The organism is Microbulbifer mixtoriginis (SeqCode) (assembly GCF_052468275.1).
This window is the reverse complement of sequence record NZ_CP174341.1, coordinates 4,627,664-4,650,054: the sequence shown is the minus strand read 5'-3', so window position 1 is coordinate 4,650,054 and position 22,391 is coordinate 4,627,664. Positions and strand designations below refer to the sequence as shown.

The 22,391-nt window shown below is 52.7% G+C and carries 19 protein-coding genes; 7 read left to right on the top strand and 12 right to left on the bottom strand.

What is annotated here, in order from left to right:
- Positions 1-244 precede the first annotated feature (244 nt).
- The 3 genes from ACJJIC_RS20300 to ACJJIC_RS20290 all read left to right on the top strand — a co-directional run bounded on the left by ACJJIC_RS20300 (position 245) and on the right by ACJJIC_RS20290 (position 1,201).
- A complete protein-coding gene (locus tag ACJJIC_RS20300; RefSeq protein WP_444883824.1) occupies positions 245-514 on the top strand; it encodes a hypothetical protein in 270 nt (89 codons plus the stop codon).
- 113 nt (positions 515-627) lie between these two features.
- Positions 628-924: a hypothetical protein gene (locus ACJJIC_RS20295; RefSeq protein ID WP_444883825.1), complete on the top strand. Its 297-nt coding sequence runs from the start codon at positions 628-630 to the stop codon at positions 922-924.
- Entirely contained in the window at positions 914-1,201 is a 288-nt protein-coding gene (locus ACJJIC_RS20290) for a hypothetical protein (RefSeq protein ID WP_444899035.1), read from the top strand. The genes ACJJIC_RS20295 and ACJJIC_RS20290 overlap by 11 nt, the downstream gene beginning before the upstream one ends.
- A gap of 68 nt (positions 1,202-1,269) precedes the next feature.
- Here the strand turns inward: ACJJIC_RS20290 and ACJJIC_RS20285 are convergent, their stop codons facing one another.
- Positions 1,270-2,052 carry a glycosyltransferase domain-containing protein gene (locus ACJJIC_RS20285; protein ID WP_444883826.1) on the bottom strand — a complete coding sequence of 261 codons (783 nt, stop codon included), beginning with the start codon at positions 2,050-2,052 and terminating at the stop codon, positions 1,270-1,272.
- Positions 2,053-2,250: 198 nt separating this feature from the next.
- Here ACJJIC_RS20285 and ACJJIC_RS20280 point away from each other — a divergent pair, with 198 nt between their 5' ends.
- A complete protein-coding gene (locus tag ACJJIC_RS20280) occupies positions 2,251-2,631 on the top strand; it encodes a hypothetical protein (RefSeq protein ID WP_252084645.1) in 381 nt (126 codons plus the stop codon).
- A 55-nt stretch (positions 2,632-2,686) separates the two neighbouring features.
- Here the strand turns inward: ACJJIC_RS20280 and ACJJIC_RS20275 are convergent, their stop codons facing one another.
- Positions 2,687-5,881 carry an efflux RND transporter permease subunit gene (locus ACJJIC_RS20275; protein WP_444891280.1) on the bottom strand — a complete coding sequence of 1,065 codons (3,195 nt, stop codon included), beginning with the start codon at positions 5,879-5,881 and terminating at the stop codon, positions 2,687-2,689.
- A gap of 110 nt (positions 5,882-5,991) precedes the next feature.
- Positions 5,992-7,134 (bottom strand): efflux RND transporter periplasmic adaptor subunit, encoded by a 1,143-nt coding sequence (locus tag ACJJIC_RS20270; protein WP_445357744.1) that lies wholly within the window; start codon positions 7,132-7,134, stop codon positions 5,992-5,994.
- A gap of 377 nt (positions 7,135-7,511) precedes the next feature.
- On the opposite strand from ACJJIC_RS20270, the gene ACJJIC_RS20265 reads away from it, so the two are divergent.
- A complete protein-coding gene (locus ACJJIC_RS20265) occupies positions 7,512-8,474 on the top strand; it encodes an AraC family transcriptional regulator (protein ID WP_444908753.1) in 963 nt (320 codons plus the stop codon).
- On the opposite strand, the gene ACJJIC_RS20260 is transcribed toward ACJJIC_RS20265, so the two are convergent.
- The 9 genes from ACJJIC_RS20260 to ACJJIC_RS20220 form a co-directional block, all read right to left on the bottom strand.
- A complete protein-coding gene (locus tag ACJJIC_RS20260) occupies positions 8,471-8,755 on the bottom strand; it encodes a hypothetical protein (protein WP_444888065.1) in 285 nt (94 codons plus the stop codon). The two genes, ACJJIC_RS20265 and ACJJIC_RS20260, sit on opposite strands and share 4 nt — an antisense overlap.
- 177 nt (positions 8,756-8,932) lie before the next feature.
- Positions 8,933-11,251: an immune inhibitor A domain-containing protein gene (locus tag ACJJIC_RS20255; protein ID WP_444908754.1), complete on the bottom strand. Its 2,319-nt coding sequence runs from the start codon at positions 11,249-11,251 to the stop codon at positions 8,933-8,935.
- 309 nt (positions 11,252-11,560) lie between these two features.
- Positions 11,561-12,883 (bottom strand): sensor histidine kinase, encoded by a 1,323-nt coding sequence (locus tag ACJJIC_RS20250; protein ID WP_444908755.1) that lies wholly within the window; start codon positions 12,881-12,883, stop codon positions 11,561-11,563.
- A complete protein-coding gene (locus tag ACJJIC_RS20245; protein ID WP_444891276.1) occupies positions 12,883-14,235 on the bottom strand; it encodes a sigma-54-dependent transcriptional regulator in 1,353 nt (450 codons plus the stop codon). The genes ACJJIC_RS20250 and ACJJIC_RS20245 overlap by 1 nt, the downstream gene beginning before the upstream one ends.
- A gap of 114 nt (positions 14,236-14,349) precedes the next feature.
- Positions 14,350-14,883 (bottom strand): nuclear transport factor 2 family protein, encoded by a 534-nt coding sequence (locus tag ACJJIC_RS20240; protein ID WP_444908756.1) that lies wholly within the window; start codon positions 14,881-14,883, stop codon positions 14,350-14,352.
- 71 nt (positions 14,884-14,954) lie between these two features.
- On the bottom strand, positions 14,955-16,163 hold the full coding sequence (locus ACJJIC_RS20235; protein WP_444899029.1) for an ABC transporter permease: 1,209 nt from the start codon (positions 16,161-16,163) through the stop codon (positions 14,955-14,957).
- Positions 16,164-16,173: 10 nt separating this feature from the next.
- Positions 16,174-17,496, bottom strand: coding sequence for an ABC transporter permease (locus ACJJIC_RS20230; protein ID WP_445357743.1), 1,323 nt, complete (start codon positions 17,494-17,496; stop codon positions 16,174-16,176).
- A gap of 13 nt (positions 17,497-17,509) precedes the next feature.
- Positions 17,510-18,211 (bottom strand): ABC transporter ATP-binding protein, encoded by a 702-nt coding sequence (locus tag ACJJIC_RS20225; RefSeq protein ID WP_444908758.1) that lies wholly within the window; start codon positions 18,209-18,211, stop codon positions 17,510-17,512.
- A gap of 96 nt (positions 18,212-18,307) precedes the next feature.
- Positions 18,308-19,588: an efflux RND transporter periplasmic adaptor subunit gene (locus tag ACJJIC_RS20220; protein WP_444908759.1), complete on the bottom strand. Its 1,281-nt coding sequence runs from the start codon at positions 19,586-19,588 to the stop codon at positions 18,308-18,310.
- 395 nt (positions 19,589-19,983) lie between these two features.
- Between ACJJIC_RS20220 and ACJJIC_RS20215 the strand changes: the two genes are divergently transcribed.
- The gene (locus tag ACJJIC_RS20215; RefSeq protein WP_445357742.1) at positions 19,984-21,489 is read left to right on the top strand and encodes a SulP family inorganic anion transporter; all 1,506 of its coding nucleotides are present in this window, start codon (positions 19,984-19,986) and stop codon (positions 21,487-21,489) included.
- Positions 21,489-22,391 (top strand): universal stress protein, encoded by a 903-nt coding sequence (locus tag ACJJIC_RS20210; protein ID WP_444908760.1) that lies wholly within the window; start codon positions 21,489-21,491, stop codon positions 22,389-22,391. The genes ACJJIC_RS20215 and ACJJIC_RS20210 overlap by 1 nt, the downstream gene beginning before the upstream one ends.

The following is a 22,391-nucleotide window of genomic DNA, read 5'->3' as shown; positions in this document are numbered from 1 at the left end:
ACAGCACAACCCTCAAAAAGCGGCCTATGGCCGCTTTTTTTAGTCAGAACGGACTCCTAGGTGCCTTACTGCGAAGAAACTTTTAACCAGTTACCCACAAAAGTACCTAAAATGGCGCATAAAACTTTATAAAAATGAATTGCACGCAGAAATGACCTGGCGCCAACTGGCTGGATAATCCTCGCCGGCTAGACTTTTTTGAAAGACAGCTATCAGCGCAACACTGAAAGTGGAGTGTCGGATCATGAGGCCTTCAAGGAAATTCGCTCTGCCGCTTGTAGCGGCTCTGGCGGTGCAGGGTTGCTTATTCTTACCCGCGGAGGAAGTGGAAGGGGAAGACCCTTTCTTTTTCGAGGCTCAGGCTAGCGGGCAGGAAGGTGGCTTTGTCGAAGCCGACTCGATTGTTTCATCGCCTGCTCAGGCCTTGCCTGTTAATAATGAGTGTGAAGGGCATTGCACTCACCAGGTGTACGACTCCACCGCCTGGTTCTTCCCGGTTCTGAGGGTGTACTAAGCACCGAGCTGCGAGTCTGGGAATGTAGTGCGCAAGGTTGTGGCTGCACCGTCCGATCATTTACCGAAGTACGCGAATTAGGTTTCGCGTGGTGCCGATACGGAGGCAAGCCCATGAAAAAATTCCCTATAGCCATTGCCGCGTTGTGTACCAGCTTGCTGCTTCCAGCTTGCGGTACCCCGGATACGCGCAACCAGGTGGTCTACCCAACCAGTGCGCCGATACCCCGCCATGCGGAATATCGCGCATATCCCTCTCAAGCAATGCCCGCAGCTCCCTCAACACGCAGGTCCAGTCATTCCAGTTGCCCCGGTGACTCTGAGGAATTGGCGCCCGGATCAATTTGTCCTGAGAGTGCCCGTTGCTTTGATATTTCCGGTGGAAGGCGTTGTATTTCCTATGAAGAGTAAAGTTTTACTGTCATTGATTGTGGCGCAGCTGCTCGGTGGCTGTGCCGATGGTTTTTGGCAGGATTTAAATGGCACCGCAATTTATTATTCCTATAAGCACAGTCCCGTTCCGCCCGATGAACTGACTGCATTCCCACGCTTTTGCCTGGTTTGTGATCCCTATATGGGTGAACTGGACAACTGCATTGCTGCGGGAGTGCCTTGTTATCAATTGGATACTGGCGACTGGTGTGCCGGGCCCTATTCACCATTTGAATTAAGTTACAGCTTCTATTGATCGATATTGCTCGTGACTGCTTCGGGTGAAGTCAGGGGTAAAATTATGGAAGCGGCAAAGGTATTGCGTTACTTCAGCAGTGTTTTAATACTTTCTTTTATCGAAGTGCCTATATAGTACTTTAAGCCGTTAAGTGTGCCCTTGATATTCACTTCCGGGTAGTAGTCATAGCCCAGCTTTTCCAGCAGGATATGCAGGTTTTTCTTGATACCAATGGCGAACCAGCTGCAGGGGAAGGAAATAATGCTGGGACTCTGCCCGTTGAGCAGGTAAATTTTTCCTCCCTGAATATGGTCCACTTGATTGAGCAGGTTGTAACTGGGATCGGCCATGTCAAAATTATAAAATAACTTGGCCTCGTGATCTATATCCACCTGCTCACAAGTGTGATGCGCATAATAGCGCCGCAGTATTTTCTGGTCATCGCAGTAATTGGGATACATTCCGCGGGCTGCCTGGAATAGGTTTTGTAGCGCTTTATTTTTTCCAATAAATATTCCCGTGGAAAAAACATGTTCGTTAGGAAAGAATTTTTTTTCAAAGTACCCCTGAACACCATCGTGCCGGTAGTCATTGGAAAAAATAATATCCTTGCCAAAGGAATGAAAGTTTTTTTCGAGCAGGCGTACTGACGGTAATATCAATGAGTCGAAACCGTCGAGATAGCAGATTATGTCCTCCTCAGGTAGCGTTTGAAAAAAAGGAAGCAAAATATCCATTTTGGATGAGAAGTCTTTCCAGGGGTGATCGCGCCCAAGAATGGTAAGTGATACGCCATTGCGTCTGGCGGATTCCTGGAGTACGGGAAACATTCTTTCCGAGTGGGTGGCAATGGTGGCGATATGCAACATTTTTTAGGAGAAACCCCTGCGCCTACAACTTTCTAAGCCGGCAAAGGTTTCTTTGCCACCTGTGAGAAGTCTAGCCGACCCTTTTATCTGAAGTGACAGGTCTGTACAACTCGGGGGCTGCTCTTGTCTCGATACGTCTATACATTACTTGGCGAGTGGCAGTGCTTGCCGGATTTCTTTTAATTAGACGAGCGTGTAATGAGAGGCGCCAGAAGAAGCTGGATAATCAATGTCTGCATCGCAATTGATCAGCTCGGTAATGCTATTGCTGGTGGCAATCCCGATGCCACTATTTCTGGTCGTTGCGGTTATTTCTCACGGGTGCAGGAGACACGTTTACGCCGTTATTGGCGGATTTTGGAATGGGTGATCAATTTTACCTTTATCCCTATCGATGGGCCGGATCATTGCTACCGGTCTTATCTGTGGGATCGCGCAGAAAAGCATGAAGAGGGCAGTGACTTTATGCGTGTGCTGCTGGGGGTGATCGTGATTTTTTTCTGCATGCCTCTCTGTCTGTTTACCTGGCTTTATGTATTGGTTTTCCCCAGTGCCCGCTGGAAAAAGGAAGAGCCATAGCAAAAAAAAAGCCCCCGAGCAGAGCGCAGCGGGGGCTTGAAGTTGGGGGTTATTTCTAGCTATGCGCCGGTTGTTCCATTGAATCCTGAATCAGTGCTGGCTCATTAGTTTTTGTTGTGTTGGACAAGCTGCCACCGGCAAGTTTGCGCAGTGCAACATAAAACACTGGGGTCAGGAACAAGCCAAACAGGGTTACGCCAATCATGCCGGTAAATACGGTAATACCCATGGCGTTGCGCACTTCGGCACCGGCACCGCTGGCTAGTACCAGGGGCACCACGCCGGCAATAAAGGCTACGGAAGTCATAATGATTGGACGCAAACGCAGGCGACAGGCCTCCAAGGCTGCCTCTACGGTACCCTTGCCGTCCATTTCCAGCTCGCGGGCAAACTCCACAATTAGAATGGCGTTTTTACAGGCGAGCCCCATTAATACAACCAGCCCTACCTGAACAAATACATTGTTGTCGCCGCCAGTAGCCCAAACACCGAATAGTGCAGCCAACAGACACATGGGCACGATCAGAATAACCGCCAGCGGCATCACCCAGCTCTCATAGAGTGCGGCCAGTACCAGGAATACCAGCAGTACTGCGAGTGGGAAAACCACCATAGCGGCATTGCCCTGATTGACCTGCTGGAAGCTGAGGTCGGTCCATTGGATTTGCATACCCGGAGGCAGGGCTTGGTCGGCTACCTGCTCAACCGCCGCCAGTGCTTCAGAGGAAGACAGCATGCTGGGATCGGATTGCCCCATCAAATCGGCGGCGGGATAGCCGTTGTAACGGATGACCGGGTCGGGTCCGTAGCTTTGGCGCAGGGTCACCATGGTGCTGATGGGCACCATCTCCCCATTCATATTGCGGGTGTAGAGATTGTCGAGATCTTGCACTTCATCGCGGAAAGGCGCATCTGCCTGGGCAACCACCTGGTAGGTGCGACCGAACAGGTTGAAGTCGTTGATATACATGGAGCCGAAATACAGCTGCAGGGTGCCGAACAGGTCGTCCATACGCACGCCCTGGGCTTTGGCCTGTAGGCGGTCTACCTCGGCGTCCATCTGCGGCACATTGGCCTGGTAGGAGCTGAAGGGATAGCTGAGGCCGCTGGCTTGGCTCAAGGCCCCAGCCAGCATATTGGTGGCATTTTGCAGCTCACCGTAGCCGGCACCACGACGGTCCTGGACATAGAGGGAGTAACCGGAGCCAGCGCCCAGCCCGAAGATGGGCGGTGGCATAAAGGTCATGGCGAAGCCTTCCTTGATCTGGGAGAGCTTGCCGTTTAGCTCCGCGGCGATTTCGGTGGCACTGCGTTCGCGCACATCGAAGTCGTCGAATAAGATAAATACCGTGCCCACGTTGGGGGTATTGGTGCCTTGCAGGGCGTTAAAGCCAACAAAAGCGGCCGCGTTGGCAACGCCCTCTGTTTCCAGAGCCAATTCACTCACGCGGCGCGCAACTTCTTCAGTGCGGTCCAGGGAGGCACCTTCAGGCAGGCGGATACTGCCCACCAGGTAAGTCTTATCCTGAACCGGAATAAAGCCTCCGGGCACCTGTTGGAACAGGGCGAAGGTACCGCCGAGCAATATCAGGTAGACCCCAAATACGATACCGCGGCGTTTGAGGCTGTGGCCCACCACCCGCTGGTAGCGTTCAGAGTTGCGCTGGAAGAAGCGGTTGAACGGGCGGAATAACCAGCCGAACAGGCGCTCGATAATGCGCGCGGGCATATCCGGCTTGGCACCGTGGGGCTTCAGCAGGGTAGCCGCCAGGGCCGGGGACAGGGTCAGGGAGTTGATCGCGGAGATAATGGTGGCGATGGCAATAGTGGTGGCGAACTGGCGGTAGAACTGGCCGGTGATGCCGTCCAGGAAGGCCATGGGCACAAACACTGCACAGAGCACCAAACTGATGGCGACAATCGGACCGCTCACCTCGCGCATGGCCTGGTGGGCAGCGGCTAAGGGTGTCAGTCCCTCCTCGATATTCCGCTCAACGTTTTCCACCACCACGATGGCGTCATCCACCACGATACCGATGGCCAGTACCATGGCGAACAGGGTCAGGGTGTTGATCGAGAAGCCCAGCATCAGTAGCACCGCAAAGGTACCAACAATGGATACCGGCACGGCCAAGAGTGGAATCAGGGAGGCGCGCCAAGTCTGCAGGAACAGGATAACCACCAGCACTACCAACAATACCGCCTCAAGCAGGGTCTTGATCACAGAGCTGATGGAAGTGCTGACAAATACGGTTGGGTCGTAGGCAACTTTCCATTCCAGGCCTTCGGGGAACTGTTCTCCCAGTTCCGCCATTTTCTCGCGCACTGCAGCGGAGACTTCCAGGGAATTGGAGCCTGGAGACTGGAAAATCGGAATGGCGACCGCCTGGCGGCCGTTTAGTAAGGCGCGTAGAGAGTCTTGGGATGAGGCCAGTTCAACCCGCGCCACGTCACGCAATCGGGTAATTTCACCATCGCTGCCGGTCTTCAGTACCACATTGCCAAACTCTTCTTCGCTTTGCAGGCGGCCCTTGGCGTTGATAGAGATCAGGAAATCAGAGCCATTGGGCATCGGCGAGGCGCCGATCTGTCCGGCCGACACCTGCACATTTTGCTCACGCACTGAGCTGACGATATCCGCTGCAGTCACGCCCAGGGCCGCCGCTTTTTGCGGGTCTACCCACAGGCGCATGGCATAGTCCCCGGAGCCAAAGACGGCGGCGAGGCCCACACCGGGAATACGCGACAGCTCATCACGGATATGCAATACCGCATAGTTGCGAATATAGGTGGCATCGAGGCTGTCGTCTGGAGAGATCAGATGCACCGCCATCATCAGGTTGGGCGACTGCTTCTGCGTGGTTACCCCCTGGCGGCGCACGTCTTCCGGTAGACGGGGTAGTGCCTGGGATACCCGGTTTTGTACCTGAACCTGGGCCTGGTCTGGGTCGGTGCCCAGTTTAAAAGTGACATTCAAAGTGAGGGTGCCGTCACTGCCGGCCACCGACTTCATGTAGATCATGTTTTCCACACCATTGATGGCTTCTTCCAGTGGTGTGGCAACAGTTTCGGATATCGTCTTGGGGTTGGCACCAGGGTAGCGGGCACTTACTTGCACGCTGGGCGGTACAACCTCAGGATATTCACTGACTGGTAATGACGGGATGCTAATCAATCCCACTACAAAAATAATAATCGACAGCACCGAGGCAAAGATGGGCCTGTCGACAAAGAAACGGGAAAAATTCATACGCTGCTACCTGGGAAGCGGCTTTCAGGCCGCTCGGATTCCATTGATAGGATTCGTTGGGCGTTCGGTGCCCAAAACTCGGTGTCCAAAAGTAGTGGAAACACCTAGGCTCAGTGTCCGGCGGCCTGAGCGCTACTGCCTTGACCCTGCTGGGCGATCATCTCGGGTGCGACCGGCATGCCGGGGAAGAAGATCTTCTGGAGGCCGTTGACTACAATTCGTTCGCCAGTTTGAAGGCCGCTACGGATTACCGTGCGCTCCCCCTGCCGCGGGCCCACTTCTATCGGGCGACGCTCCGTCAAGTTCTCCTTCGTGACCACATAGACATAGCGTCGATCCTGGTCGGTGAGTACTGCCTTGCTATCGATCAGTACTGCCTGGGCCATTTCTTCGATAGGCATTTCCACGCGGGCGAACTGCCCTGGCTTAAATGTGCCTTCGGGGTTGGAGACTACAGCTCGGAACTGGATAGTGCCGGTGTGGCTGTTGAGGCGGTTGTCGATAAAATCCAACTGACCTTTATGCGGGTAGCCGTGTTCGCCTGCTAAGCCGATATGAACTGGGGGCCTGGCATCGCTGTTAAGTAGGTTGCGACTGGCGGCAAAAGTCTGCTCGTCACTTTCGAAATACACGTACATGGGATCTACAGAAACCAGGGTGGTCAGCAGGGTTGTATCCGCGTTGGCCAGATTGCCGCGGGTTATCTGGGCGCGGCTAACACGGCCACTAATAGGGGCTGTCACCTCGGTGTATTGCAGGTTGAGGCGCGCGTTTTCCACAGCGGCTTCGGCGGCATTCAGGGCTGCGTGCTTGGCATCCCGCGCGGCGATGCGGCGGTCGTATTCTTCTCGTGAAATGGCCTTACTGTCCAGCAGCTGCTGGGCGCGGCGGGCCTGCTTCGTATTGAATGCCAGTTCGCTGCGTACCCGCTGTAAATCCGCTTCAGCGGCACGCAGTTTGGCTTTGTAGGGGCGCTGATCGATAGTGAATAGCACATCACCTCGCTCTACCAGGGCGCCTTCAGTGAAAGATACCTGGTCGATATACCCGCTGACACGGGGGCGTAGTTCAACGGTCTCCGGAGCGACAACGCGGCCGGTAAAACTGCGCCACAAAGTGGTTGCCTCGGTGCTAACCTGGGCAACTTCTACGGCCGGAGGGGGCGGTTGCTGCCCAGTGGGCTCTTCGCTGCCGCAGCCAGCCAGGACCAGTGCGGAGAGGCCGAACAGTGTGGCGGTAAGTTTCTTCACCATAACGCGTGTACTCCCTTTGCTTCGGAAGAGAGGGGCCGTTTGGCACTCCTCTCAGTTGGGAGGCAACTTTAATAGGGCGCAATAGGGGGGCGGTATCCGGTAACTATGGCTTGATTGCCTATTTCTATTTTTCTCAGTGAGGTGACAGTCTGAGAAAGACCTTTAAGTCAATCAATTAGTACTGTATATATAACTAGGTTTGTGAATCACTAATGAATTTATCACGGCTTTATACGGTAGGAGATTACGGTAAGTTATCTATTGCTGCACAGTAATTGCCCAATCCTGCAAAATCCTGCGAGAGTTGCCTAAAACTCCGTATACTGTCAGCCACCTTGTTTGATGCCGCCCAGGGCACGTGGGCGCGAGGAAAAACTATGAGTAGTGAAGAGAGAGCGGTAGCAGAAGTTATTCCGGCGGAGTTGGAGACGACCAGGCAAAAACTGATCCAAACCCTGATGCGTCAGGCACCAGAGCAAGGCTTGACGGAGACTGAGCTGGATGGCTTGGCCTTGATTCGCTGCAATGAGCCGCTCGCCTGTGCCTCGTCAGTCTATACGCCTTCACTGAACTTTATTATCCAGGGCAGCAAAACCCTGGAGTTGGGGGATAGGGAAATTTCCTATATGCCCCTCAGTTATGTCGCAACTTCTGTACATTTGCCGATTTTGGGGCGAGTAGAGCGGGCCTCCAAGGATGTCCCCTTTCTTGGGGTAAAGTTGATTATTGACCCCAAAGAGGTGGCAGACCTGGTCCTGGAGCTGGGAGATAAGGCTCCCGGCATTGAAGCGGGCTATGACTGCCCGGAGGTCAGCTGCGGCCTCTGTGTAACACAGATGGATCAGGGCATTCTCGATGCAGTGAGCCGCTTAGTGCACTTGGCAGGAAATCCTACAGACGCGCAAATACTGGCGCCCATGGCGAGGCGGGAGATTATCTATCGGGCTCTGATGGGTGAGATCGGTGCGCGCATGCGCAAGTTTGCCATGGCGGACAGCCAGGCTAACCGGGTATCGCGGGTGATAGAGGTGCTCAAAGACCGCTTCTCCGAGCCCCTGCGTATCAGCGATCTGGCCGAACAAGCCAATATGAGCGAGTCCTCCCTATATCACAGCTTCAAGCAGATAACCCGCATGTCGCCACTGCAGTTCCAAAAGAAACTGCGTCTGCACGAGGCACGCCGTCTGATGCTCTCAGAGGGGTTGGAAGCAGCTTCCGCCAGTTATCGGGTGGGCTACGAAAGTCCCTCCCATTTCAGCCGTGAATACAGCCGCATGTTCGGCCTACCGCCTCGCGCCGATGTCAGTAAGCTGCGCGGTGAGCTGCGGGTGCCGGCTTAGTCTGAAGTGGCATTGCCCTGTTTGAGAACAAACAGGCTACACCAGCCCTCGGGGCTGATATCGCCCTCCACCACTATGCAGGCATTGGGTGGTGTAAATAGCTGGCAGTCCACACACTTCTTGCCATCTTTCGGTGTGTCCTGGTAATTGACCGATTCCTTGGTCGCCTTGATTTGGGCGCTGGCCCGATCAGTGGCGATTATGCTAACCGGAAGAATCGCCAGGGCACCGCCGGATAACTTAAGGAACCTTCTGCGGGTAATATTCTGATGTTTTTCCATTGGCAAAATTTCCAAAACGCTTTGCTTTAGTCTTCAGAATTTCAGAGTAGCTCGGTTTGGAATTTCTGCAGGAGGGTTTGTATTGCTGCAGAAAGGAAACGAAATGAGAAAAAATCTTATTCGCTTATAAAAAAAGGCGGCCATCTGGCCGCCTTCCAGATTTATCTCAAAACAGAATTACTTCTGAGAGATAAGGATTTTACCTACCGACTTGTCTCTGCTCTGCGTGACTACGCGAACTTTCAAACCGTAAGGGGTAATCGCGCGGCCAGCATCGGGGATCTCATCGCTGCTAAAGCTTCTACGATCGTTGAATACCCGATGGGGGCGGTTGTGGATATCGGTCATGGTGATGCCGTAATCTTCCAGAAGATCCAGTGTCAGCCGCTGGGCCCAGTCGACACCAAATGTGGCATCGTGGATCTGGTAGCGAGTAGATGCAACGGAGTCATCGCTCCACTTCAGAACCTGCTGATCTGCATCGACTACGCCGAGGAAGCCATTACCGGGGTGGACACCTACCCAGTTGTTTTCATAGCTGGTGTCCGCATACCAAATCAGGAGACCCTCGTTATAGGTCAGCATTTGACCGGCCACATTTATGTGTGCCAGACCTTGGTCTACACCGCGGTGGGTACGCCATTCCAATAGGTAGTAGTGGTCGTGGAGGTTGTAGCCGGGGTGGCGGCTGAAACCGGTCAGGCTGAAGTTGCCGTCGCTCTCCGCATCATCGAAGAGGGCGGCTTGGCCGTCGATATTGATGGTGATGTCATCGGCAAACAGGCCGGGGTTGGCTTCATAGGCATCGGTAATATAGGCGATGGACAGGTTGAACTGTTGGCCAGCGTAGGCACTCAGGTCAAATTCGGCATCGACCCAACCACTGGAGCTGCCGGTAATACCGAAGCCCGGGTTTTGCCCATTGGGGCTGGTCTCGGTGGTAATGTTACCGGGAATGGAGACGAAGCCCTCACCCAGGTCAACCATAACCGCACCGTAATCCCAATCCTGCTCAATGTCATACCAGGCCTTGAAGGTCAGGCTTGCGCTCTGAGCATCGGTCAGGTCGACAGGGATTACCATGGAGTTTTGCAGGTTGTTATCACTGCCACTGAAATAGGCGTACTCACCGCTGGTTGGTACGGTCACGACCACTTCCTTTTTGGGAAGGTCGATACGGATCGCATCGTTGTTGGTGCCCTTGTGTACCGCCTCGTCAAGCAGGAGAGGGATGCCGCGACGGGGAATATCTTGCAGGGCGATGGTCTCGCCGTGCAGCCAGTTGCCGCCGTGGTTGGTTTGCAAATACTCCTTTGCCCAAGCAGAGAAACCCGTGGGTTCTGAGCCAGGGATAACACCGGCCCAGCTGCCGCTGGACATGATTGACCAGGAGGAGACGGGTTCACCGCGGCCGGAACCATCGGTGTCGTACTCGTCGGGTAGACCCAAGTCGTGGCCGTACTCGTGACTGACAACACCTGCTGCTGCGTCGGCAGGCTGTACTGTGTAGTCGTAGGCCGCCATGGTGCCGCCCCAGTAATCCACTGATGCGGTAGTTCCCTCAATAGAGAAAACATCGCCGAGATTCCAGCGGTGCGCCCAGATCGCGTCTTCTCCCAGCTGGCCGCCACCCGCTTCTTCCCCCACTGAGGAGTGGAAGATCATAATGTGGTCCACCAAGCCGTCGGCTTCCCAATAGTTGCCATCCCCATCAAGGTCGTAGCGGTCTTCGATATCGAAGTCAGCGAGGTTAACGCTGGGATCAGCTGCGGCAGCCTGCAGTGCTTCACGCACCAGAGCACGGGCATCGCCGTTTTCATTGTTGCCATAGAAAGCTGCTGGCTGACTGGCAGTGTACCAACCTGCTACTGCACCTTCGACGGAGTAGCTATTGCCGGATTGCTGCCAGTAGAACTGCTGCATAGACAGTAGGTTTTCACCCTGGGGGCCAGTGAAGCCCTGTTGGGAGAACAGCAGGTCTGCATAGTGTTGTGCGGCATAGTCCTCGTAGTACATATCCGTTTCCCCTGGCTCAATGCTGTTGTGGGGGAAATCGGGGAAGTCCATCAGGATTGCGAGAACCTTCGCGGTACGCATCTCACCTTCATAGTTTTCGAGCTGAATAGGTGCCGGTGCACGGCCGATGCCATGAAAGCGCCCCTTGCCTTTACCGCGTCCTAATTTGGGATGCTTGCCGCCACGGGCATGCTTCATCATTTGTACCGTTTCACTGGACAAATCCTGGGCCAGGTTCTGGTTTTTACTGGCACGTTCTTTCAGAAACTGGTGTAGAGTGCGCTCGGCTTCGCCAATGGATGCATTTTTACTAATGCGGCCTGAGCGCTTGAGCATGTCTATCAGCTTGGCTTCGTTGGCGATTACCAGGTCGAACTGATTGCCACCTTGTAGCTGAGGTGAGGGTGCAGCGTAACTGTTCGCAGCCATCAGGCTGAGAGCAAGCGCGCTGACGGGCAGCAGACTATTTACTTTTAGCATTGATCCCTTCTTTCATTTTTGTTTTAACAAAGAACTCGGGAGATTTTTATAAATTTTAAGGGCACTTTGCCGGTGCGTTACCCGAGCCTTAAGGGCCGGCTGAACTTTTCAGTAGCCCCATGTTGTTCAACGAAGTAAGAGGGAAGAGCCACAGCACTTTTTTTGTGATGGACTTGGTATTTTTTTACTCGGTTATTTACGTTGCTTTGCACTGAGATAGTGGGTGCACACTCTGGAATTATTTTTTTATCTTAACCCTTCTTGGAAGGCTTAATTTCTATTTTAATTGTTTAATTTAAATTTTTGCTATTAAGCTTCTTGCTCCCAGGGTAGCCATAGTGAGATTTGCAAGCCGCCACCGTTTCGGTTCATTAACTGAATGTGCCCTCCGTGTGCATCGACAATTTCTCTACAGAGGGCGAGGCCCAGGCCCACTCCCTGTTCTTTGGTGGAGAAAAATGGCAGCAGCGCTTGTTGCAACACTTTTTCACTCATGCCACAACCACGGTCGGCAATAACCAGTTGTTGACCCAGACCATCAGTGTGAATCGACAGTTCGATATCATTACTGCTGGAACCTGCTTCACGGGAATTTTTGATTAAATTTAGTAGAGCTTGCTCAATTTGTACCGGATCAAAGTAGCCTGGTCGCTCTGGTAGTTCACCTTTTAAAATAAATTCCTGTAAGGGGGCTGTGCGTTCTACAAGTTCTTGCCAGCTGACTTGTTCACAGCTTGGTGGGGGTAATTTGGCAAAGCTGGCATAGCCTTGGGTGAACTCAGTCAGGTGTTTGCAGCGCTCGGCAATAATATCGAACACCTTTCCAAGCGCCGCGGCTTTATCCGGTTTGGCGATCAGCATTTTTCCTGAGTGGGCCAGGGAGGAGATGGGGGCGAGGGAATTATTTAATTCATGGCTAATCAGGCGAATCACTTTTCTCCATACCTCTACTTCCGCCTTGGTGAGCTCCTTTGTCATCTCGCGCATAACAATCAGGCGGTGCTTGTGGGCGTTGAGTACAAATGTGCTGTTGCCAATATGCATGGAGTGGCTGCCATATTTATCCGTGTAATTAAACAGGCCGTTATCCCAATTTTGTATGGCGCTGGCAATTTCTTTCGGGCTGTTGGGCAGCAACTTTTGCAACAGTAAACCCTGAATAGGTTTCCCGCCATTGAGTAACTTTTTAGCGCTACTGTTGGAATAAATAATATGATCACTCTGGTCCACCAGGATCAAAGCCTGGGTAGAGCTTTGTATTACTGTATCCAGAAGTAATTCCCGCTGATAGATATGGGCGCGTTCGCGCCTGAGGTGCTCGCCGATATCATTGTATAAATTCGTGATCTTGCTCAGTTCAGTATCCCGGGGAGAGACCAGTGAAATAGAAAAGTCACCATCGCGAAAGTTGAGCAATCCACCCTGTAGGGATTTCAGGGTGGAGGTCAGGGGCTTTAGTGCCAGACGTATCAGGCTGATAAGAGTACAAATTCCCAGGATAAGGCCCAGGGTCCAGGAGAGACGGGCGTCCAAACCAATAAAGCTTAATAACCACGGCAGGCCGGCGGCGATGGCTAGAGCCAATATGGAGAAGGCGAGGATACGGCCTTCCAGAGAGAAATATTTCGACATCAATAGGGAATACCGTGTTTGTCCAGTCGGCGATACAGTGCCTGACGGCTCATGCCCAGTTCCCTGGCAGCTTGGGCGATAATGCCATTACAGCTGGCCAGCGTTTGCTGTAGGAGTTCGCGGCTGGGCTCGAAATGTACTTCGGCCCTGTCTATTGAGGCCTGTTTCGGCAGGGCAAGCAGTGCTTCATCTATCGTATCTCCACGGCAGAGAACCGAAGCGCGTTGCATCACGTTTTGCAGTTCACGCACATTGCCGGGCCACTGATAGCGGGTTAGGGCGGTCAACGCTTGGGGGGAGAGTTTTTTTGAACTGCCGTTATCCTGTAAAAAATTCATGGCCAACGGGGCTATATCCTCGGGGCGTTCACACAGGGGGGGCAGGCGCAACTCAATCACATTCAGGCGGTAGAACAGGTCCTGGCGAAAGCTGCCATTAGTGATGGCTTGGGGCAGATCGCTATTGGTGGCACTGATCACTCGTACCTTAACCTTGCGGGTTTGACTGCTACCGAGCCGCTGGAACTCGCCGGTTTGCAGTACACGCAATAACTTCACCTGCCCACTGGCAGAAAGTTCGCCGATCTCATCGAGAAAGAGGGTGCCGCCATCGGCGGCCTCGAAACGTCCTTCACGGGCCTTATTACCAGCGCCGGTATAGGCGCCTGGCTCGGCACCAAATAGTTCCGCCTCCATCAGCTCTTCCGGTAGGGCGCCCACATTGATCTTTACAAAAGGTTGGTCACGTAGCATGGAATTGGCCTGCACAATTTCGGCAATTTTTTCCTTGCCGGCTCCATTGGGCCCTGTAATTAGAACTGGTACATCAGATTTGGCCACCTGCGTGGCCATCTCTAGCAGTTGTTGCATTTTATCGCTGCGGTAGATGATCTCGCGCAAGTCGAATTTATCCTGTAATTCACTGCGGGCATCGATGGCCTTTTGCTGGGAAGCCCGTTGCCGTTTTTGCAATTCACCGAGTTCAAGAAGATTATTGATGGTGGAAATCAGCTTGTTATCGTCCCAGGGTTTGCCCAGGTAATCGGCAGCACCGGCGCGGACCAGCTCCACGGCCATTTCCAATTGCGTCCAGGCGGTCAAAAGAATGATGGGTAGATCTGGGTTAATTTCGCGAATGGCAAAAAACAATTCGCGCCCCTCCTCACCAGAGGTAGTATCCGCGGTGAAATTCATATCTTGGATCACCAGGCTGATATCCCGGTTTTCCCGCAACAGTTGCAGACCTGCCTGGGGGGTAATGGCGCAGAGAGGCTGTAGGTCGTGCAGTGACAACAGTATTTCTAGGGCTGAGACGATACCGCTGTTATCGTCGATAATGAGTATTTTATCCATAGGACCAAGAGCCAGCTTGTAAGCTGAGCATTATGCAATGAGTGGGTATTAAGGGGGAACTGCAGCTAGGGCAATATGTGCCCCAGCCGAAGGAATTCACCAAAGTGTTAGGAGTTATTGACTATTGATGGCAGGTTGGTGATCAAAGCTCAGCACCCTGGCGAGCTTCCATTGTCCATCTACCTTTTGCCAGAGATGGGTAAATTGTCCACTTTCACGCAGTACTTCTTTGTTGTTGGCGTGAATTCCATAAAAATTATGTGTTCCAGTTTGGATCGCGCCGTAGTTGTTGATTGGGAATATCTTTACGCTTTTAGCAATTAACTCGCGGCGTGCCTTGATATCGCTGCCAGATTTTTGTCGTTCACACATACCGCTAATACCATCGAGAAACTCTTGTGCGGAGCTTGCCGTTTTTCCCCATTTATCGTGGTACATTTCCAAGTCTTCGGTTATAAGCTGGCTCAGTTTGTCGATGTCACAGCTGTTGAAAACTGCATCAAACAGTTGTAAATCCACAGTTGTGATTTCTTGTTCTAATTCCTTTGTGGCTTGAGGGCCGGCAACGACTGGGTGCTGCTCGGCAAGTGCTGTGGACATGAAAAGCGATATAGCTGTAAAACCTACAGCTCTAAAATAATTGCGCATAAAAAATCCTTCTATGTTTTCTTAAGAATAGTGGTCAGGCTATTAAGAAGGCTGACCACCAAGTCCAATCTTTATACACTTCGTGTTGCAGTCGCCGGGGAAATATTGGCAGCGCGAAGTGCTGGTGCTAGAGCTGCAGAAAGACTGACAATCAGTACCAATAGAGCGCAGATAGTGAGTGGCAGCAGGGTTAATACCGGCTGGGAGTAATCGCGCACCATATATTGGTTGGCGATTAAGGCTGCGGCACTGCCCAGGGCAATACCAGTAGCGGCAATCAGGCTGTTTTCAATCAGAAAATAACGGCTGATATTACTGCGGGTTGCACCTAGTGCACGCCTTACACCAATTTGTTTGGCCCGCTGATTAATCCAGAAGATTGTCAGGCCGACAATTCCCAGTGCTACGATAAAGCTGAGCGTGGCTGCAACAATAGATAACACTTTTACCATTAAGTTATCGCCTGCATAACTGCGAGCGACATACTCTGAGAGAACTCTGGTTCTTATAACTCTTTGAGGATCCCTTTCTGACAGTTTCTCTACTAAGGTCTTCAACACTTCATCGCGCTTTCCCGGCTCGGCACGTACTAAATAATTGACGTCCTGAGTATTTCTGACAATGGGGAAAAAGGCCACATTGCCTGCTTTTGGCCAATCCACCCAAGCGCCCAGATGCCGTTCGACAATACCAATAATTTCTATTGGATGGGAAGTGTTGCCATCATAGAGGGGTTTTCCAATAGGATCTTGGTCTGGGTAAATTTTATCCGCGAATTGCTGGGTAATAACTGCGACATTGATATCCCGATTTTCACTGGGATCAAAATATTGCATTTCAGCACTGGTAAAGTTTCGCCCCGCCACTAATTTTAGGCCCAGAGTATTGATAAAGTTTGGGTCTGTATTGTAACGGTTAGAGACTTCTCCACCGATTTCCTGATTAGGTTGATTGTAAAAAGTGCCCGCGGAACCTGACCGGGATAAAGGTACTTGATTGGTAACCGTTGCATCTTGGACGAAAGGCAGTTTTCGCAGTAATTCTAAATCAGAAGATACAGCTCCAATCATATCGTAGTTATTAGGGATCGCCATTACGTTGATGGCTATGATCTCCTCTACGGCAATACCAGTAGGTCTTTCTATTTTTGCAATGCGATCTTTTACGATAACAGCCGTGTTGCTGATGATTGCCAGTGTCAATGCAAGCTGCAGAGCGATCAGCATGGCAGGAACTTTGTTACGCCAGAGGGCGGATAACATGGGTTTTAATTCAAGCATGACTCGTCCTTTACTGGGTTTTCAGGTAAATGGATGGATTAGTGCGACTGATACGCCAAGCTGGGTAAAGCCCTGCCAGCAGGCTTGCGATCAGGGCAAGCCCGATGGCGGCTATTACCATTATCCAATCCATCTTGGCCACTGTATCCAGTTGTCCCATGGCCAAATAACGGATTCCACTGATGCCCATAAAAGCAAGTAAAATACCAACTATCCCACCGAGAATACCGATGGTAGAGCTTTCAATGAGGTGCTGTGTGAAGATGGCATTACGGCTGGCACCAAGCGCCCGGCGCACACCCGCTTCGGGCGCTTTGCGCAGAAACTTGGCTAGTAGCAGAGCTACTGCGTTGATAACGCAAACCAACAGAAAAGCCAGAGATACCCAGCCCAATATACGATTGTCATCGCTGAGAACTTCGTTAAGAACTAGCCACTCGGAAGGTTTACTCAGGGCAAACTTTAATGGTCGCTCGAAGCGCCCTTGGTCCTTTTGTCCTTGAATATATGCGGTTAGGAAGTTTTCGTACTCAGCTTTCTGTTCGCTATCGCGGAGTTCAACCCAAAATTGAATCCAGACGCTCTCACTTTGTAGGAAACCCTCGTAGCCTTCTCCCTCTCCTTCTCCACTATTACCCCAGCCATTAGTGTTCCCCCAGCTGTAAATTTCCAGCTTGCGGTGGAGGCCAAAAGGCACGAAAAGGGATTCAACTTTTGCAAAGGAACTGTTGTTTACATCGTAAACTTTGGGTGAGGGTTCCCAGGTATCAATAACGCCAATGACTGTAAAAGGCTGGCTATTTAATATAACGGTTTCGCCAACGCTGTTTTCTCCCGAGAATAATTTTTCATTAGTGGCCTTGGAGAGTATTACCACTTGCGAGGGGGAGTTATCAGCTGCTTGTTCCCAGGTTCCTCCATAGATAAAAGGAACATCGAACAGAGCGAAGAAGTCGCGAGTGGTTATGCGGATATCGGCGGTATAAGGTCGGATCGCTGAATCTTCCAGCTCCACGGTGAAACCATAGCGGTGCATGGCCACCTGGTGAGTGGGGATATCGGAGCGTAGCAGGGCCTGAGTGTCTCTATAGGTTAGCTGCCAGGGAATTTCATTGGTGGTATTTGCGGCTTCATTAACATCCCAGCCATCGAGCTGTACTGCGAAAAGTACGTCATCTTTATGCTTGAGAGCATTTTTTGACATCGTGTAGTTCAAAGTAAGCACTGTCATGGAGGCACCAACACCCACCGCGATGGCCGCGACCATCAGTGCACTTAATATCGGTGTACTGCGCAGGCTGCGCAGAGCCAGGGAAATATAGTATCCAATCATTACTGCAGGCTCCTTAAGCAGTAGCGGCTTCAGGTTGCTCGGTGACCGGGCGCAGATCACACACTTGCCCATCCACAATCTGAATATTGCGATGCGCGCGGCGGGCCAGCTCGGGGTCGTGGGTGACCATCACGATAGTAGTGCCCCATTCATTGATAAACTCCAGAAGCTCCATAACCTGGCGCGCCATCAGGGAGTCGAGATTTCCGGTGGGCTCGTCCGCGAGCAGGAAGCGCGGTTCGCCGGCCAGGGCACGGGCGATGGCGATACGCTGCTGCTGACCACCGGACAGCTGTGCTGGAAGGTGCTTAGCTCGGGCAGATAGACCTACTTGTTCCAGGACTTTTTCGATGCGCTTACGGCGCTCTTTAGTGTTAAAGCCGCGATAGCGCAGAGGCACATCGATATTGTCGAATAGATTGAGATCTGGAATCAGGTTGAATCCCTGAAAAATAAAACCGATTTTCTCGTTGCGCAGGCGGGAGCGCTGGCGGTCATTCAGGTTGCTGACGTCTTCACCGTCCAGCAAATATTGGCCACCGGTTGGGGTTTCCAGTAGCCCTGCGATATTGAGAAAGGTGGTTTTGCCTGAACCACTGGGTCCGGTGACAGAGACAAATTCCCCTTCCTTTACTTCCAGGCTGAAGTCGCGGAGGGCGTGGGTTTCTATGGTGTCTGTACGGAAACTCTTGCGGACGTTATGCATTTTAAGCATGGCGATATTCCTTGTTTATCACTGAATTTTTAAATCGTTGATTAGTTGCGCAAGCTGAGTGGGTGTAGCTTGCGTGTGTTAAATGTCTTGCTCGACTTATTCTTTCAGGGCTACCAGCTGCGCCGTATCCAATCCTTCGGAGGCAGAAATAATGATTTGGTCGCCCTCTTGCAGGCCGGAAACAATTTCCACTTGCTTCAATCCCAGCGCGCCGACTTGGATGTCAACGCGCTCTGCCTGTTGTTGATCGTTGAGACGGAATGCAAAGCGGCCGCCACTCTGATCCAGAAAGCCTCCACGTTTTACCAGCAACACATCATTGCGGTTCTCTAGCAGTACGCGAGCGGTGAGACGCAGGTTCTGGCGAAGGTTTTGGGGTTGTCCCTCACTAAAGCGCACACGGGCGATGACTTGGCTGTCGATGACTTCAGGGGATATCGCGGTGATTTCGCCGGGCAGTTCACGTCCTCCAAGGTTGATAGCCACGGCCATATTCAGACCCAGGTCGTCGGCGTAGTTTTCTGGCACGGCGGCTTCCAATTCGAAACTGGTGAGATCCACTACAGTGATCAGCGGTGAATTAGCGGGCACTGCACTACGTTGGGTGACGGCGAGACTGCCGACTGTGCCATTCACTGGAGAGAGGATCTGCAGCTCGCGCACACGGCGCTCCAATTCCTCCACTTGCAGTTGTTGTTGTGATAGCTGCAGCTCCAGAGTCTGGGTTTCAAAGGTGAGGGACTCTTTCTCCAGCTCTGCATTTTGTACGGCCTGTTGGTATTCCAGCTGGGCGCGGGCCATTTCATCTTTGCTGCGCTCAAAGTCGAGTAGGGAGATAATCTGTTTCTCCATCGAGAGTTCGGAGCGCTTTAACTCCCTCTTAGCTGCAGTGAGATCGACTTTGGCCAGGTCGGCTTTTTGCTCGTTCTCCATCTGTTGGCGCTTGGCCTGGATTTTCTGCCGTTGCAGCTGCACACCGAGCTGGTTCAGTTGCGCCTTTTCCTGGGCCAGTTGGTTGGACAGCTCTGGGCTGTCGACGCTGGCGAGGATCTGACCGGCCTTTACGCTATCTCCGGCTTTCACGGAAAACTTCACGATACCTTGAGCGGGGCTAAATAGGGTGGGGCTGTTGGCGGCGACGACTTTGCCTTGAACCACCAGGTCGCGCACTAGATCACCGCGCTCCACTTGGGCGATATTGATCCTTGATAGAGATAGGGTGTTATCCACGGAGCTGGTGCTATGCCAGGCGCTGATACCCCAGGTGAGGAAAGCGGTGGCCAGGCCGAGGCCGAGGGTACTCTTAATTACTTTTGGATTCTTCCACAGCGGCACGGCTTCGATTTTTGTATCTTGCCTGGAAGTGTCTCTGATCATCTCGCTTTCCATTACTCTCTAATTGGGGCTTTTGCTTTTCCAACTTGGATGCAAAAAATTTTCTATTCGGATGCAAATCAAAAAAACTGGTTTTGCCGGGTATTCAGCAAGGGGTGTGCCAACTTTGAAATAATTTCTAACTCCTTGAAAAATATGAATTTTTTGACTTATTGGTAGTCCGGGGCTTTTTCGGGGGTGTCCGCAAAAAGTGTCCGCTGTCCGCTTTGTCCGCTAGTGCTAAGAGGCCGTGGAAGATGCATAAAGCTAGGGCTGGGGAGACTGAAGGCGAGGTCTATCCGCTGAATCTTTGGTCTGTAGTGGGGATTTATGCGGGGGGACTGTGCATGTGGTAGAGTGCGCGGCCTTTTTTTGATCAATTCAAATTTATTGCGTTTATGTTCCTTCCATCGTTGCTCTCATCGACCAAAGCCGACTGGTTCGGCAATATACGTCGCGACGTTCTCGCAGGCCTGGTAGTGGCCCTGGCTCTTATTCCAGAGGCGATCGCCTTCTCTATTATTGCGGGGGTGGACCCCAGGGTTGGACTCTACGCCTCCTTCTGTATCGCCGTAGTGATCGCCTTTGTGGGCGGCCGGCCAGGCATGATTTCCGCGGCCACGGGGGCCATGGCGCTGCTGATGGTGACGCTGGTGAAGGAGCACGGCTTGCAGTATCTGCTGGCGGCGACGCTGCTCACCGGGGTACTGCAGATTATTGCCGGTTACCTCAAGCTGGGCAGCCTGATGAGCTTTGTGTCCCGGGCGGTGGTGACCGGGTTTGTGAACGCCCTGGCCATTCTGATATTTATGGCGCAGATGCCCGAGTTGATTGGTGGCTCCTGGGAGGTCTACGCCATGACCGCAGCGGGCCTGGGGATTATCTATCTTTTCCCCTATATTCCGGTGATTGGTAAAGCGGTGCCCTCACCGCTGGTGTGTATCCTACTGCTCACCGCAGTGGCCGTAACTATGGGGCTGGATATTCGTACCGTCGGCGATATGGGTGAACTGCCGGATACTCTGCCGATCTTCCTCTGGCCCGAAGTACCGCTGAATTTTGAAACCCTGCAGATTATCTTTCCTTATTCCGCTGGCCTGGCTGTGGTCGGTCTGCTGGAATCTCTGATGACGGCAACCATTGTCGACGACCTGACCGATACCAACAGCGATAAAAACCGCGAGTGTAAGGGGCAGGGGATTGCCAATATCGCTGCCGGCTCCCTCGGTGGAATGGCCGGTTGCGCCATGATTGGCCAGTCGGTAATCAACGTGAAGTCTGGCGGTCGCGGTAGACTCTCCACCCTGGTGGCCGGTATTGGCCTATTGACCCTGGTGGTGTTCCTCAGTGACTGGGTGGCGGTGATCCCTATGGCGGCCCTGGTGGCGGTCATGATCATGGTCTCTATTGGCACCTTTGATTGGAGCTCCATTCGCAACCTGAAACACTATCCGCTCTCCACCAATTTGGTCATGCTGGCCACTGTGATTGTGGTAGTGTGGACCCATAACCTGGCTTATGGTGTGTTTGTTGGGGTGTTGCTGGCCGCGCTATTTTTTGCCAACAAAGTCAGCCACTTTATGTATGTAAGCAGTAAACTGGACGAGGCGCAGAGCCGTCGAACCTATAAAGTGATTGGGCAGGTTTTCTTTAATTCCGCCGATAAATTCACCGCATCATTCAACTTCAAAGAAGTCGTGGATACGGTAGTGATCGACCTCAGCCGCGCGCACTTCTGGGATATCTCCGCGGTGAACGCCCTAGACAAAGTTGTGCTGAAATTCCGTCGCGAGGGTGCCCAGGTAGAGCTGGTGGGACTTAACCAAGCCAGTGAGACAATCGTCGACCGGTTCGGCGTACATGATAAACCCGAGGAAATTGAAAGGGTTCTTGGAGGACATTGATGGCCGTAAGCAACAGCGACAATAACAATAACTCCTTTAGTAATGGTGCTACACCGCCGCTGATACTCTCCTGTATCGACGGCTCCCATTACACCGGCGCAGTCTGTGATTATTCGGCCTGGCTGGCCGATAGCTTGGGTGCGCCACTAAAGCTGTTGCATAACATCGAACGCAGTGAGGTGCCGGCGGTAACGGATTTCACCGGTAGCATCGGCCTCGGCAGTCAGGAAGAGTTACTGGAAGAGCTGACCGCGCTGGAGCAACAGCGCGCGCAGCTGCTGGTAAAACAGGGCAAACTGATGTTGCAGGCCGCGCGTACTCGCGTTGAGGCTGCTGGAGTGGAGCAGGTAATGAGCTGCCAGCGCCACGACAGCTTGCCCGAGTCCGTGGTGGAGCTTGAGGATTCGATTCGTGTGCTGGTGCTCGGTATTCGCGGTGAAGAGCACGCGGATTCTGACCAGGGCCTGGGTGCGCAATTGGAGACGGTGGTGCGTGCCCTGCACAAGCCGATTCTGGTGGTTAACCGGGAATTCCAGCCACCTAAGCGCATTATGCTCGCTTACGATGGTAGCGAAGCCGCGCGCAAGGCCCTGTCGCTGGTGGCAGAGAGCCCTCTGTTCCGGCAGATGTCCTGCCACCTGGTCAATGTGGGACCTGCGGATGTGGCGGAGAAGCTGCTGGCGCAGGCCAGCGCTGAGCTGGATACTGCGGGGCTGGCGGTTACAGCCAGCCACCTGGAGGGCAATCCGGTTGAAGCTTTGATTGCCTATCAGTCAGAACACCAGATTGACCTCACAGTGATGGGGGCCTTCAGCCACAATCGCCTGCGTGATCTGTTAATGGGGAGCATCACCGCCAAGATGCTGCTAAAAACCCGGCAACCCCTGCTGCTGTTGCGTTGA